The sequence below is a fragment of the Flavobacterium sp. W22_SRS_FP1 genome (genome assembly GCF_052113685.1).
Lineage (GTDB): Bacteria > Bacteroidota > Bacteroidia > Flavobacteriales > Flavobacteriaceae > Flavobacterium.
The window spans coordinates 74,919-88,145 of sequence record NZ_JBGQOE010000005.1; the positions used below are offsets into that span (position 1 = coordinate 74,919).

The window sequence follows — 13,227 nt, forward strand, 5'->3', positions numbered from 1 at the left end:
AGCTTAAAAAGCTAAGACCGTAAATTCGCAAATTAAGTAGTATCAACTACATATTTAACTTGCAAATTTACGGTCTGTTTTTTTCTTTTTGAATCAGACTCAGCGGCTCTAGCCCTTAAAACAATATCCTTTTTAGAATAAACATGTATCTTTGAAGATATACTTCACCCATGACAAACAAAACTTTTTATAACGCTAGCGAATTAATCGATGCCGAAAACGCACAAGATCCAAACAGCGAAATATACCAAACTAAAAGCTATCCTAAAGAATTATTATATTCAAATAGAATGTATGAGAAACTAATGGAATTTCATCCAGATGCTTCCGAAGCTGTTCAAATTGCCTCCAAAGCCCAACACATCTGCCGATGGAAAATAGCTCGAGAAAGCTATCCGATGAACCGTTTGGGATATTTAAAATGGCGTGAATATTTGAAAAAATTTCACTCTAAAACTACGGCTGAAATTTTAGAAAAAGTAGGCTATACTGCTGATTTCATTGCCAGAGTAACTTTTTTAATAGAAAAAAAACTACTTAAAAAAGACGGAGAAACACAGCTACTAGAAGACGTCATTTGTTTGGTATTTATGGAATTTTATTTGGATCCTTTCGTTCAGAAATACGACCGAGAAAAAATGAAAAATATCATACATCAAACTTGGACTAAAATGTCTAAAAAAGGACATCAAGAAGCTTTAAAAATAAAATACTCTGACACAAATCTTGAATTGATTAAAGAAGCTATTGGATTGTAATAAGATTTCAATATGAAAACAAACTCTCTTCCGAAAACATTAATTTTAAAAGATTAAAGCAAATGCATCTTTTGGCTGAAGTAACTATTGCTAAAGTTTCACTGAATCCAAATTAAGTATCTTTACGACCCCAACTTTTTTAACTAGAAACTAAAAGCCACCCTTTTTAGAATACTATAAAAATCCTATAATGAAATTTAAAGCTGTTATTTTCGACTTAGATGGAACCTTAGTCAACTCCCTTGAAGACATTGCTGACTCTATGAATAGTGTCCTTCAAGCTAATAATTACGCAACTCATAATTATGAAACCTATAATAATTTTATAGGAAGTGGCCTAAGAAATTTAGTTGCTAAAGCACTGCCAAAAGAACGCAATGAAGAACGTGAAATTGCGCGTTGTTTTGATGCTATGATGGTAGTCTATCGCAATAATTGTATACTAAAAACAAAACCTTATGATGGTATTGTAACACTGCTTGACACCTTAGTTTCTCGCAAACTTAAATTAAGTATCTTGTCTAACAAATCAGACGAATTGACTAAAATAATGGTACAAGCAATTTTTCCTGATTATTTTGCCCCGATAATAGGCTTAACTACAGAAGAGCACAAAAAACCAAATCCGTTCACAGTATTACAAATAAGCAAAGACTTAGGAGTATCTCCTCAAGAGATTATTTTTGTAGGCGATAGCGATATTGATATGCAAACCGCAACTAATGCGGCCATGTATCCAGTAGGCGTTTCATGGGGATATAGACCCAAAGAAACATTGATAGCTGAAGGAGCAAAATACATTCTGAACAATCCGCTAGATCTGATTACCCTTTTATAATAAAAACGAATCAAAAAATGGAAAGCATTTTAAAATCTTTTTTTTACAATTCTAGAAAATTACTCTAAATCCCCCCAAAATGAAATACAAATGCATTATTTTTGACTGTGATGGCGTACTAGTAGATAGTGAAAAAATCTCTATTAAAACACTTGTTTTAATGGCAGCTTCTTTTGGAGTTGTACTTGAAAAAGAAAATACTTACCGATTGTTTTTAGGAAAATCTTTAGAATTTTGTTTCAATCATATCGAAAGTCAAAGCGATAAAAAACTACCCGGAAATTTTGAACAAGAATTCAGAATACGATCTTTTGAAGCATTTAAATCCGATTTAAAACCAATTGAAGGAATCCATGATTTATTAAATCAACTTAAAATCCCTTTCTGTGTCGCCTCTAATGGTCCCGCTGATAAAATACGACTTAACCTAACCACCACGAAATTAATTAATCATTTTGAAGGAGCTATTTTTAGCGCTTACGATATCAAAAGCTGGAAACCAGATCCTGATCTTTATCTACATGCGGCGAAAACGATGGGTTTTGAGGTGCAAGACTGTGTTGTTATTGAAGACAGTGCCGTGGGAGTTCAAGCCGCATTATCTGGAGGTTTTGCCGTTTTTGGTTTTGCTAATAAAGGAAATCAAACGCATTTAGAACAACTCGATATCCCTATCTTCGATACTATGACAAAATTAGCAAAACTGTTAGAATAAAATTTATTTTACTAGTTTTTTATAATTAAACTATTTGTGTCCCATTACAATAAAATTCATTGGATACGGTGAATTTCTTACTATCGCTTGAAGTGAGCAAATTAGTCAACATGGAAGCCAGCATTAATTATAGGAGGAAGCAGCTCAATGATTGTTGGTATTCAGTTAGAGTCAGAAAAGATTCACGCAGGAAACGTCAATAATTGTAATTCCTCTTATTTCACAACGCTTCCTCAAAATGGAAATGGTAAAATACAGTCGTATAAAGACTAATTATTTATAACCTAATACAAGCCCGTTGTTTTTAAAATACTTTGAAGTAAATATCTTTATAAAAAAAAGAGAAAAACACTGAAGCATCGCTTCTTTTGGATCTTTAGAGTCTATCGTGAGTTCCAAAAAACACAACGTAAAAGTCGAACTGCTTTAGTTAACGACCATTTAAACCAATAAAAAAGGGTACTACTTTTACATAATAGTAAAAACAGTACCCTTTCTATTTCTTTTTAAACCACCAAGCAAGATGATTTTCCATCTATCTTGAAACGAGCTATTTCACTTAATTAAGACAAAACAGAGTGAGGTGGACTAGTAATTGGTCTCTCTATTCCCGTTTTTTCCTATTTCAGTTTACTAGTATCCACTCTAGTTGGCGTATCTTTTCCGCTAACGATTGTAGACGAACTAATTGCGATCGCTTTAATGATTTCGGCCATGTTATTCATGTCCAATGTCCCTATTTCATCACTTGCCTTGTGGTAATTGGGTTCATTATCCATTTTAGATGTAGATATCGTATGTGCAGGCACGCCCAATCTTGCCAAAGTAGCATTATCAGAACGATAGAACAATTGTTGTTCTGGATACGGATCTGGATAGAATTTAAATACAGACCCTTCTAAGTTTTTCTGCAGAATCTCTCCCATATCTGATTTCTCAAATCCGGTAATATAAGCCGAGTTTTTACCCCATTTCGATTCGGTTCCTATCATTTCCAGGTTAAACATCGCCACAACTAGCTCAGGATCGACTTGTTTCGAAAAATATTTAGAACCGTAACCACCTAATTCCTCTGCAACAAAAGCAGCAAAAATGATGGAACGCTCATTGTTATTCATCTTTTTGAAATACTCCGCAAGCATTATTACAGCAGTTGTCCCAGCAGCATCATCATTAGCGCCATTATAAATAGAATCAGTCGCGTCATGCTGCTCCCCTTCTGCTGGAGAACCTACCCCTAAATGATCGTAATGCCCTGAAAACACAACATATTCATTGGGTTTACTTTTCCCTTTCAAAACCCCAACTACATTATTTAGTTTTTTTACAGCGATAGTATTTGTAGCCTCAATAGAGAAGTGAGTCGCTTCGGCTGGTCCAAAAACAAACACCACGGTATTTTTCCCCGGGTTAGCTGACATTTGAGTCATGTGTTTAATATTTGGAATCACTTTCCTGAACGAATCATCCACAAGAACCAGAAGGTTTTTATCGCTTTGGTAATATTCATAAAACTTTGGACCAAAAGAATCGCCAGCACTGATATTAACCACCGCCATAGGACTGTTCTCGGTAAAAGACAGTTGTGGTTGGTATGAAAACAAAATCATCGAAGCTTCATCAATTGTTTTCCCGTCAATTTGTACTTCAAGACCTGTTCTTTTGGACTCCGTCATAGCAAATTCCTGCTTGTAATCCTTAGCCCCAGTAAAGTTTTGCAGACCTATTTTCTTGAATTGCGACTCAATATATTCTGATGCTTTATCAATTCCCGGAGTAAAGGCTCTACGTCCTTGCATGTCATCGGCTGAAAGTACTGTTTCAATCTCGGTTACTTTATTGATGCTGATGATTTTATCGATGGACTGCGCCTGCGCCATAAAACCGGAACAAAGGACAAGACCGCTTAATACAATTCTTTTCATATCCATAATTTTAATAAAAACTCACTAATTTATTTTCTTACTTTTAATCACTTACAAACATAGCTATTATTAAAAAGCATTTCACTAAAAAAAACATAGTTTCTATAGTAAGAGTGTAGTCTTCAAGATCTGTTACGGTAAATGTATGTTTTTTTTAAACTATAAAAAAAAGGCCCAAAATCTATTGCTAGACTTTAGGCTCTTATATTTCAATAGAAAAGATTATTCTATAGGTAAAATAATAGTAGATGTAATTTGTTCCAAAACCTGAAAAGCGGTTTCGGCCATCTTGTTTCCTTTGGTATCTAACAGCGGATTCACTTCCACCACTTCAAAACAAACCACCTTTCTAGACTTGATGGTTTGGTTGATGATTTCGATCACCTCGTACTGGTCAAATCCTTTAGGTACTGGTGTTCCCGTTCCGTAAGAAATCATATCACAGTCCATGGAATCTACATCGAAAGAGATATAAATCATATCGCAATTAGATAGTTTAGCTAGAGCTTCAGAAACACAAGTTTGAAGTCCTCGATAACGAACCTCGTCAACCTTGTAATTGCGGATACCTAATTTTTTCATTTGGTCTAATTCAGGTTCTTCGGCATCACGAACCCCAAAGTAAATTAGATTTTCTGGCTGTATTTTAGCACCGGGACAACCAATGTTTTTCATATCCTCCCAATGCTGCACCGTTTCAGGAGTAATATCATTGATTTTGCAATCTAAATTATCCTCTGCAAGCGCTGCCGCCAATGGCATACCGTGAATATTTCCAGAAGGTGAGGTATAAGGCGAATGCAAATCAGCATGCGCATCAATCCAGATTACTCCCAATGTCTTTGTAGGGTATACCGATTTGATTCCGCTAATCGTTCCTAAGGCTGAAGAGTGATCCCCTGACAAAACTATAGGAAAATAATCTCCTTCTAAATTGCGCTTTACCGCATAGGAGACCCGAGTGCATTGCTCTAATACGTTCTCGACTCTTTTTGCAAAAGTGTTTCTGTTTTTATTGTAGACCGATTCGTTATGTGTCTTTACATCTTCATATTGAAATTGATTAAAATAATCACTGTTTTGATTGATGGCCGCAATTTCGATCGCGTCAACTCCCATATCAGAACCTCTGGTTCCTGCTCCGATATCGGATCGATTTTTAATTAATTTTATAAGTCGTTCCATAACAATTGGTCTTATTTGAAATCATTTAATGCTTTTTCAATAATCGCAAGACAGTCTTGGATTTGAGCTTCGGTAATAACTAATGGTGGAGCAAAACGTATTTTATTTCCATGTGTTGGTTTTGCTAACAAGCCGTAGTCTCTAAATTTTAAACATATTTCCCACGCTAAATCAGATTCCTCATCACAATCGATTACGATTGCGTTCAATAAGCCTTTCCCTCTTACTAAACTGATTAGTGGATTTCTTGAAGCGATATCATTCAGTCCTTTTCTTAGAACAATTCCTAAACGTTCTGCATTTACTGATAAATTTTCATCGCGAACTACTTCAAGTGCAGCAACAGCAACTGCAGCGGCAACGGGATTCCCTCCAAAAGTAGAACCGTGTTGACCTGGTTTGATGACGTTCATGATTTCATTGTTAGCCAATACAGCTGAAACTGGATAAACACCTCCAGAAATTGCTTTCCCTAAAATAAGAATATCAGGTTTCACTTCTGGTTTATTTTCACATCCATTTTGACAAGAACAGTTTCCACAAGTAGCTAATAGCCTACCTGTACGTGCAATCCCTGTTTGAACTTCATCTGCAATAAACAATACGTTGTGCGCTGCACAAAGTGCTTTGGCTTTCGCCAAATATCCCTCGGTAGGAACATAAACTCCGGCTTCTCCTTGAATAGGCTCTACTAAGAAACCTGCAATATTAGGAGTTGATTTTAAAACTTTTTCTAATGCTTCAGTATCGTCATAAGGAATTTTGATAAATCCAGCGGTGAAAGGACCAAAGTTCTTGCGAGCTCCTTCGTCGTTTGAAAACGAAATTATAGTTGTCGTTCTACCATGGAAATTATTCTCACAAACGATAATTTGCGCTTGGTTTTCAGGAATCCCCTTTACTTCGTACGCCCATTTTCTACATAGCTTCAAAGCTGTTTCAACTGCTTCGGCTCCCGTATTCATTGGCAATACTTTATCAAAACTAAAATATTTAGTTACATACTCTTCAAAAACACCCAACTGGTCGTTGTGAAAAGCACGAGAAGTTAATGTCAAAGTCTGCGCTTGTTTTACCATTGCCCCTACAATACGTGGGTGACAATGCCCTTGATTAACGGCTGAATAAGCTGATAGGAAATCATAATATTTTTTACCATCTACATCCCAAACAAAAACGCCTTCTCCTTTTTCAAGAACAACCGGTAATGGATGATAATTATGGGCCCCATATTTATTTTCTTTTTCGATTAACGATTCTGCTTTTGACCAGAGAATTTGCTGTTTTTGTTCCATGATATTTTTATGTTTTTAAAATGCTAGAATACAAAAATACACATATTTTTTAATTTAACAATTAATATGGTGATTTTTGACTTTAAATATTACTAAAAAGTAAAAATAAACGTATTTTAGGTATTAAAAAAGTCATTTTTAAACAATAAAGGCTGATTAAATGAGATATTATAATTACTTTTATAATCTTAAAAATAGGCATTTTAAATTTAAAAGAAACTTCATGGAGACACTAGATGAGTTCGACATCAACATAATCAAAGAATTGGAAAAGGATGGACGTATGGCTTATTCAGCGATTGCCACAACTTTAAAAATATCAAACACTATGGTTCATCAGCGAATTAATAGGCTGATGGAGCAAGGAGTCATAACTGGAATAAAACCTATTATCAACGAAAAGAAAATTGGTTATGACTGGGGAGCATTTACAGGAATTACATTAAATAAAGACGAGGATTCTAGCAGGGTAATAGAAGAATTAAAAAAAATTCCTGAAGTAACTGAATGCTATTTTATAACAGGTTCTTTTACATTGTACATAAAAATGATCGCCAAAGACCATGAGCACATGCGAAAACTCCTTTATGAAAAAATTGATGTCATTCAAGGAATTGCAAAAACAGATTCCATGATTGAATTGGGTTGCGCCTTCAAAAGAAACATAAGTCTTTAATTAATACTATGTTTTGATGCTAAACAGTTCCTAAAAAAAACGTAAATTAGTACTACTACTAATGATTTTATATTTAATTTCGGATATTTGACAGCAAAAAACATAACATTATGAAAAGTATAAAATACTTTGTTTTGGGCCTATTAGTCTATTCAAGCGGGGCTTTTGCACAGTTGAAAGCAGTGGTTTACAAAGACGGAAGTCAGGTTTTAAATGGTTTTGAAATTACGCCAAAAAAGAAAAGCGCACAAAAACCGGGGATTTTGATTCTTCCTGCATGGCATGGAATTGACAAAGCATCCAAAGATATTGCAGGAGATTTGGCTAATTTGGGGTATTACTCCTTCATAGCAGATATTTATGGAGAGGGGAATTACCCGAAAGATAATGCGGAAGCAGGACAAAAATCCAGTTATTATAAAACCAACTACAAGGAATATCAAACAAGAATTTCATTAGCCTTGGAACAATTGATTAAGGCTGGTGCTAATCCAGATAATATTGTAGTTATTGGGTATTGCTTTGGTGGTACGGGTGCGCTTGAAGCCGCACGTGGACATCTAAACCTACAAGGAGTAGTTTCGTTTCATGGTGGTTTAGCCAGAGACGCAGCCAGAGCCATTGAGCCTATTACAGTTCCTGTTTTAGTATGTCATGGTGCTGACGACCCTTACGAGTCAAAAGAAGAAATTACCGCTTTTCAACAAGAAATGCGCGACACAAAAGCCGATTGGCAAATGATTTACTATTCTAATGCTGTACACGGATTTACCAATCCTGAATATGGAAATGATAACTCTAAAGGGGCAGCTTACAACGAAAAAGCAGCAAAACGCTCATTTGATCATCTAAAACTTTTCCTGAATGAAGTTCTAAAGAATTAGTTAGGTTCCATCGATACCAAATTTCTTTATTATGAGTAAAAATCCTCTAAGAAAAGATAAGACTTGTTTAAATTGCAGATATGTTGTAGAAAACAGATTTTGCTCAAACTGCGGACAGGAGAACATAGACACCAGAAAGTCTTTCCATCAGCTTTTTATCCATTTCTTTGAGGATCTAACCCATTACGAGAATGCTTTTTGGAAGACCATTAAGAACCTGCTTCTCAAACCGGCTAGCCTTACAAAAGCATATCTTTCCGGTAAAAGGCTATCCTATTTAGCCCCCATACGCCTTTATGTCTTCATCAGTTTCATTACTTTTTTTTGATTGGTCTCTTTCCAGATCAAAAACTAGAGTTCTTGGATTTCAAACCAAAACAAACAAGCGAAACGGAAAGTAGTGTAAAACAAATAAAGATAAATGAACTTATCCTTTCGCAGTCTCTAGCAAAAGATAATCTAGACTCCATACAGTCAACGATGAATAAATCTATTGAACTGAACAAACAGTCAGAACACAAGGATAAATCTGGAATTTTAACGGCGCGCGAATAAGACTCTATTCAAGAATTTGGTAAAGCAGAAGACAAGTACAGCAGTTTTCAATATTTGATTACTAAAAAGGCACTGACAGTTATTGAGAATAATACGATAGAGGAAATCATAGCAAAATTTAGAGTCTCTTTTCTTCATGATTTTCCAAAAATGTTATTTATTTATCTTCCCCTTTTTGCTTTATTTCTATGGGTTTTTCATAACAAAAAAAAATGGTACTATTTTGATCATGGTATATTTACACTTCATTATTTTTCGTTCCTCCTACTTCTTATTCTAATCCTATTTCTTACCGATAAAATCTTTTTGTTTTTTGAAAAGTCTAATAGTTTAAGTTTCGTAAAAGGATTAATTTATTTTGGAGGCTTTGGCTGGATGCTTTATTATTTTTTTCCAGCTCATCATCGTTTTTATGGCGAATCGAGACTGGTTTCTTTCGTAAAAACTCTCATTCTTTTTTTTATAAATTTCATTGTTATAATTTTATTACTTTTACTTTTTGCTTTTTACACTTTTATAAATATTCACTAAATAATAATGAAAAAAATAATTTCGTTAAGCCTGCTGCTGACAATTTGCATCAGTTGCGCTTCTACAAAAGAAGCCGTTTCCCAAGACAATTCTGATGCCACAAAATACATGGAGACCATAACCGCCGATGAATTAAAAACGCATCTCTATATTGTCGCTTCAGATGACATGGAAGGACGCGAAACAGGTTCTGCCGGCCAAAAAAGAGCAGGAGTTTACTTGATCGACCAATATGTGAAAAATGGCATCCCTTTTCCAAAAGACGCCACTAGCTTTTACCAACCCATTCCTGCATCCTATTTAAACGCAAAACGTGATGACGGCTTATCCGATTCTGAAAACATCTGGGCGTTTATTGAAGGCTCTGAAAAACCGAAAGAAGTGCTGGTAGTTTCCGCACATTATGACCACGTAGGTGTAAAAAATGGAGATGTATATAATGGTGCCGATGATGATGGATCAGGAACAGTTGCATTACTGGAAATTGCCGAAGCGTTTGAAATAGCTAGAAAAGAAGGCCATGGGCCTAAACGGTCCATCCTTTTCCTACACGTTACTGGAGAAGAGCACGGTTTACACGGCTCCCGTTATTACTCAGAAAACCCAATATTCCCGTTAGCAAATACCATCACAGATATTAATATTGATATGATAGGACGTCGTGATACATTCCATCCGGACTCCAACAACTATGTTTATTTAATTGGTGCTGATCGTTTATCGACTGATTTAAATAACATCTGTTTGGCTGCAAATGATAAATACATGCAGATGAATCTAGACTTCAAATACAACGACCCTATAGATCCTAATCATTTTTATGAGCGCTCCGATCATTATAATTTCGCAAAGAATGGAGTTCCCTCCGTCTTCCTTTTTAATGGGGTCCATGCAGATTACCATCAAAAAAGTGATACTCCTGACAAAATAGAATTCGATGCTTTGGCAAAAAGGGCACAACTGGCCTTCACTATCGCTTGGGAATTAGCCAATAGAGAAAATAGACCAGTAGTAGATAAAGAATAGCAGCTTTATTAAGTGCAGATACAGCATCAAAACAATAAAAAAAAAAGCTTTGAATTGGGATTCAAAGCTTTTTTTTTATTTTGTGAAACCAAAGTACAGGGCGGTTTTATGTATCGTTTTTGGTTTGAGAATTCTTTTTATAAACACTATTCTTTTCCGTCCACGTAGTCTTGTAAATAACTAAATTTTTCAGTCAATCTACCGTCTCTAGTCATTTGGGCTCTTTCCAGTAGGCCTTCTTTATCGCCATTAAAAAATGCAGGAATAACGTGCTGGATAAACATCGTTCCAAAACCTTCACTGGCATCTTTAGGCAATTCACAAGGCAAATTATCAACTGCCATAACCACAACTGCGGCAGGATGAAACACATCGACCTCTTTATCTTCTTGGGGAGAATAACCGTAAAAAGGATTCGCAATCGTAGACGCTCTTAGCGTACAGCCGATAGGACCTTCAATATCACACGATATATCACCAACGACTTTAATTTTGCAGTCTTTAGACTTAAGCATCTCTTTACTTAGTATTATTGGCGCCTCATTCGCATGATAATGACCTGTAATAACAATATCAGACACTTTTGTAAAGCGTTCAAAGTCAGAAACGTATTCACTGGGGTTTAGATAAAAATCGTTGCAATCTAATACTCTCCCATCTATCCTTTTATTATATTCCAATACGCCAATCTGGGTGTAAACAGCTTGAGCATATTTTTTGCTAAGGAAATTATCAACGGTCACTTCAGTAATTTTAATGGCATCTAAAATCTCCTTTATTCCATGTCCCACTTTACCGGTTCCTGTAACTACAATTTTAATTGGAGGAAAAACAACACGTTTCAAGTGCTTTATCAATTCTTCTCTTCCCGAAAGCGTTTCTGCTTTTGGCAATCTAAATAGTTCAAATTTAGTTCCGAATGCGCGAATGGTATTATATGCACCAACAATACCTGCGTACCTTCCAAAACCGATTAATCGTCTACCTTCCGCGTTGACTATTGTTTCGTGATCATACAAATTGATTTTTTTACCAAGAATAGCTTGCAATAAAATTCTGTTATATGGCTGTTTTTTTATCGTATGCGAAAAAAAGAAATAGGATTTATTGGGTATTAAGTTTTCCACAGGAACTTCTTTCACACCAAATAAAACATCGCAATCGCTCAGATCCTCAGCAACTTCAATCCCTAAATTACGATATTGATCGTCTGTAAAAATTCGGATATCAGAACTTTCAACTATTACATCAGCATCAGGATAAAGCTCCTGCAACTGAACTACCGCATTGGGCGAAAAAACTACTCTTCTGTCCGGTGGACTCTTTCTTTCTTTTAAAACTCCGAATTTCATATCTCTACTACTACTTTTGTATTTATTATAACTATAATTGTTTGTATTGTTACAAATATAACAATACAAACTGAATTAAATTTCGTTTCATGAAAAAATTAAAGTCCTGCACCTTAAAAGCTGATGCCCAAAATGATAGAAAAATCTAAATTTACCTCTTTACTAAAATACTGTTAAGGTTAAAAAAAAAGCTTTACTAAACAGATTGATTCTATATATTTGTCAATCTAGCACAACAAAAATGATTTTCATAAAAAAAGCAAATATACTACAAATACTCCTGCTGTTACTGGTTTTGGGTTCTTGTAAACAAAAGAATAATAAGGAAACCGTTACCCCCGAAAAGAAAACCAGTGATCAAGCACTTTTAATAAAATCCGGGCCAAAACTGACCGAAAAATACATACAAGATAATAAAAAGTCAATAGACTATTTTTACAATCACAACTGGTCCGGAAAAGGTCCCAACGGCGGATTTCTGGTGGCACAAAACGGACAAGTTATTTTCGAAAAATATGAAGGCTATGCCAACTATAAATCGAAATCACTAATAACAAGTACTACGGCACTTCACATTGCGTCAGTGAGTAAAGTAATGACGGCCACCGCAATACTAAAATTAGTAAGCGCCAAAAAATTGAATTTGGAGCAAAAAGTAAATACCATTTTAAAAGAGTTTCCATACCCCGATATAACTATCAAAACATTATTAAGCCATAGAACAGGGATGCGTAATTATGCCTATTTTACAGAAAACAAAGGTATTTGGGACAGACATAAAATTTTAACGAATCAGGATGTACTGACGATTTTGGCCACTAAGGATATTTCGCTAGAATTCAAAACTGATACGCGATTTGGTTATTGCAATACCAATTATGCCATGTTGGCACTAGTTATAGAAAAAATAAGTGGCATGACTTACAAGGACGCTATGGAAAAAATAATTTTCAAACCATTGGGAATGAAAAACACCTATGTCTTTGATTATGAGAAAGACAAGAAAACCGCAACAGCTTCGTACAGAGGAAATTTTTCGCTAATCAATATGGATTATTTGGATGCTATATATGGAGACAAAAACATCTATTCGACACCTAGGGATTTATTGAAGTTTGACGATGGCCGTAACTCACCCAATTTCCTTGACCCTAAGCTACTAAAGCTAGCCTACATCGGCTATAGCAATGAACGCAGGGGCATAAAAAATTATGGTCTTGGAATCCGAATGATAAACTGGTCTTCGGGAAAGAACTTTTATTTCCATAATGGTTGGTGGCATGGAAACACTGCAGCTTATATTACTTTGCCAGAAGAGAAAGTAACCATAATTGCTTTGTCTAATAGGTTTGACCGTAGAACCTATAGAGTGAAAAATTTGGCAGCTTTATTTGGTGATTATCCGTTCCATTTGGATGATGAAGAAAATGAGGAATGATTTTTGCTACTAATATTAACAATACAAATAAGGCTACTTCTGCTAAAAA

General features: G+C 35.2%; 13 protein-coding genes. 9 read left to right on the forward strand and 4 right to left on the reverse strand.

Annotated elements, in window-relative coordinates; translation table 11 throughout:
• The first annotated feature begins 170 nt into the window (after nt 1-170).
• The 3 genes from ACEN2H_RS04645 (at nt 171) to ACEN2H_RS04655 (ending at nt 2,311) form a co-directional block, all read left to right on the forward strand.
• Nucleotides 171-758 (forward strand): DUF4202 domain-containing protein, encoded by a 588-nt coding sequence (locus ACEN2H_RS04645; protein ID WP_441730870.1) that lies wholly within the window; start codon nt 171-173, stop codon nt 756-758.
• Between the two features lie 190 nt (nt 759-948).
• Nucleotides 949-1,596 (forward strand): HAD family hydrolase, encoded by a 648-nt coding sequence (locus ACEN2H_RS04650; protein ID WP_441730871.1) that lies wholly within the window; start codon nt 949-951, stop codon nt 1,594-1,596.
• A gap of 79 nt (nt 1,597-1,675) precedes the next feature.
• The gene (locus tag ACEN2H_RS04655) at nt 1,676-2,311 is read left to right on the forward strand and encodes an HAD family hydrolase (protein WP_441730873.1); all 636 of its coding nucleotides are present in this window, start codon (nt 1,676-1,678) and stop codon (nt 2,309-2,311) included.
• A 620-nt stretch (nt 2,312-2,931) separates the two neighbouring features.
• Here ACEN2H_RS04655 and ACEN2H_RS04660 read toward each other — a convergent pair.
• From ACEN2H_RS04660 to rocD, 3 genes are all read right to left on the reverse strand, one after another.
• The gene (locus tag ACEN2H_RS04660; RefSeq protein WP_441730875.1) at nt 2,932-4,236 is read right to left on the reverse strand and encodes a M28 family metallopeptidase; all 1,305 of its coding nucleotides are present in this window, start codon (nt 4,234-4,236) and stop codon (nt 2,932-2,934) included.
• A gap of 222 nt (nt 4,237-4,458) precedes the next feature.
• Nucleotides 4,459-5,421 (reverse strand): arginase, encoded by a 963-nt coding sequence (locus ACEN2H_RS04665; protein WP_441730877.1) that lies wholly within the window; start codon nt 5,419-5,421, stop codon nt 4,459-4,461.
• An 11-nt stretch (nt 5,422-5,432) separates the two neighbouring features.
• Nucleotides 5,433-6,716, reverse strand: coding sequence for an ornithine--oxo-acid transaminase (rocD, locus tag ACEN2H_RS04670; protein WP_441730879.1), 1,284 nt, complete (start codon nt 6,714-6,716; stop codon nt 5,433-5,435).
• A 223-nt stretch (nt 6,717-6,939) separates the two neighbouring features.
• Here rocD and ACEN2H_RS04675 point away from each other — a divergent pair, with 223 nt between their 5' ends.
• The 5 genes from ACEN2H_RS04675 (at nt 6,940) to ACEN2H_RS04695 (ending at nt 10,388) form a co-directional block, all read left to right on the forward strand.
• Nucleotides 6,940-7,392: an Lrp/AsnC family transcriptional regulator gene (locus tag ACEN2H_RS04675; protein ID WP_441730881.1), complete on the forward strand. Its 453-nt coding sequence runs from the start codon at nt 6,940-6,942 to the stop codon at nt 7,390-7,392.
• Nucleotides 7,393-7,502: 110 nt separating this feature from the next.
• A complete protein-coding gene (locus tag ACEN2H_RS04680; RefSeq protein ID WP_441730883.1) occupies nt 7,503-8,276 on the forward strand; it encodes a dienelactone hydrolase family protein in 774 nt (257 codons plus the stop codon).
• Nucleotides 8,277-8,307: 31 nt separating this feature from the next.
• Complete coding sequence (locus ACEN2H_RS04685) at nt 8,308-8,604, forward strand: DUF3667 domain-containing protein (protein ID WP_441730885.1); 297 nt, start codon at nt 8,308-8,310, stop codon at nt 8,602-8,604.
• Nucleotides 8,605-8,636: 32 nt separating this feature from the next.
• Nucleotides 8,637-8,831 (forward strand): hypothetical protein, encoded by a 195-nt coding sequence (locus tag ACEN2H_RS04690; RefSeq protein WP_441730887.1) that lies wholly within the window; start codon nt 8,637-8,639, stop codon nt 8,829-8,831.
• Between the two features lie 537 nt (nt 8,832-9,368).
• The gene (locus tag ACEN2H_RS04695) at nt 9,369-10,388 is read left to right on the forward strand and encodes a M28 family peptidase (protein WP_441730888.1); all 1,020 of its coding nucleotides are present in this window, start codon (nt 9,369-9,371) and stop codon (nt 10,386-10,388) included.
• Nucleotides 10,389-10,534: 146 nt separating this feature from the next.
• Here ACEN2H_RS04695 and ACEN2H_RS04700 read toward each other — a convergent pair whose 3' ends face one another.
• Nucleotides 10,535-11,740, reverse strand: coding sequence for an NAD(P)-dependent oxidoreductase (locus ACEN2H_RS04700; protein ID WP_441730890.1), 1,206 nt, complete (start codon nt 11,738-11,740; stop codon nt 10,535-10,537).
• Nucleotides 11,741-11,981: 241 nt separating this feature from the next.
• Here ACEN2H_RS04700 and ACEN2H_RS04705 point away from each other — a divergent pair, with 241 nt between their 5' ends.
• On the forward strand, nt 11,982-13,178 hold the full coding sequence (locus tag ACEN2H_RS04705) for a serine hydrolase domain-containing protein (RefSeq protein WP_441730892.1): 1,197 nt from the start codon (nt 11,982-11,984) through the stop codon (nt 13,176-13,178).
• The last annotated feature ends 49 nt before the right edge of the window (nt 13,179-13,227 follow it).

Coding starts and splice junctions, on each gene's coding strand:
- ACEN2H_RS04645 (WP_441730870.1), top strand. CDS start 171: ATGACAAACAAAACTTTTTATAACGCTAGCGAATTAATCGATGCCGAA.
- ACEN2H_RS04650 (WP_441730871.1), top strand. CDS start 949: ATGAAATTTAAAGCTGTTATTTTCGACTTAGATGGAACCTTAGTCAAC.
- ACEN2H_RS04655 (WP_441730873.1), top strand. CDS start 1,676: ATGAAATACAAATGCATTATTTTTGACTGTGATGGCGTACTAGTAGAT.
- ACEN2H_RS04660 (WP_441730875.1), bottom strand. CDS start 4,236: ATGAAAAGAATTGTATTAAGCGGTCTTGTCCTTTGTTCCGGTTTTATG.
- ACEN2H_RS04665 (WP_441730877.1), bottom strand. CDS start 5,421: ATGGAACGACTTATAAAATTAATTAAAAATCGATCCGATATCGGAGCA.
- rocD (WP_441730879.1), bottom strand. CDS start 6,716: ATGGAACAAAAACAGCAAATTCTCTGGTCAAAAGCAGAATCGTTAATC.
- ACEN2H_RS04675 (WP_441730881.1), top strand. CDS start 6,940: ATGGAGACACTAGATGAGTTCGACATCAACATAATCAAAGAATTGGAA.
- ACEN2H_RS04680 (WP_441730883.1), top strand. CDS start 7,503: ATGAAAAGTATAAAATACTTTGTTTTGGGCCTATTAGTCTATTCAAGC.
- ACEN2H_RS04685 (WP_441730885.1), top strand. CDS start 8,308: ATGAGTAAAAATCCTCTAAGAAAAGATAAGACTTGTTTAAATTGCAGA.
- ACEN2H_RS04695 (WP_441730888.1), top strand. CDS start 9,369: ATGAAAAAAATAATTTCGTTAAGCCTGCTGCTGACAATTTGCATCAGT.
- ACEN2H_RS04700 (WP_441730890.1), bottom strand. CDS start 11,740: ATGAAATTCGGAGTTTTAAAAGAAAGAAAGAGTCCACCGGACAGAAGA.
- ACEN2H_RS04705 (WP_441730892.1), top strand. CDS start 11,982: ATGATTTTCATAAAAAAAGCAAATATACTACAAATACTCCTGCTGTTA.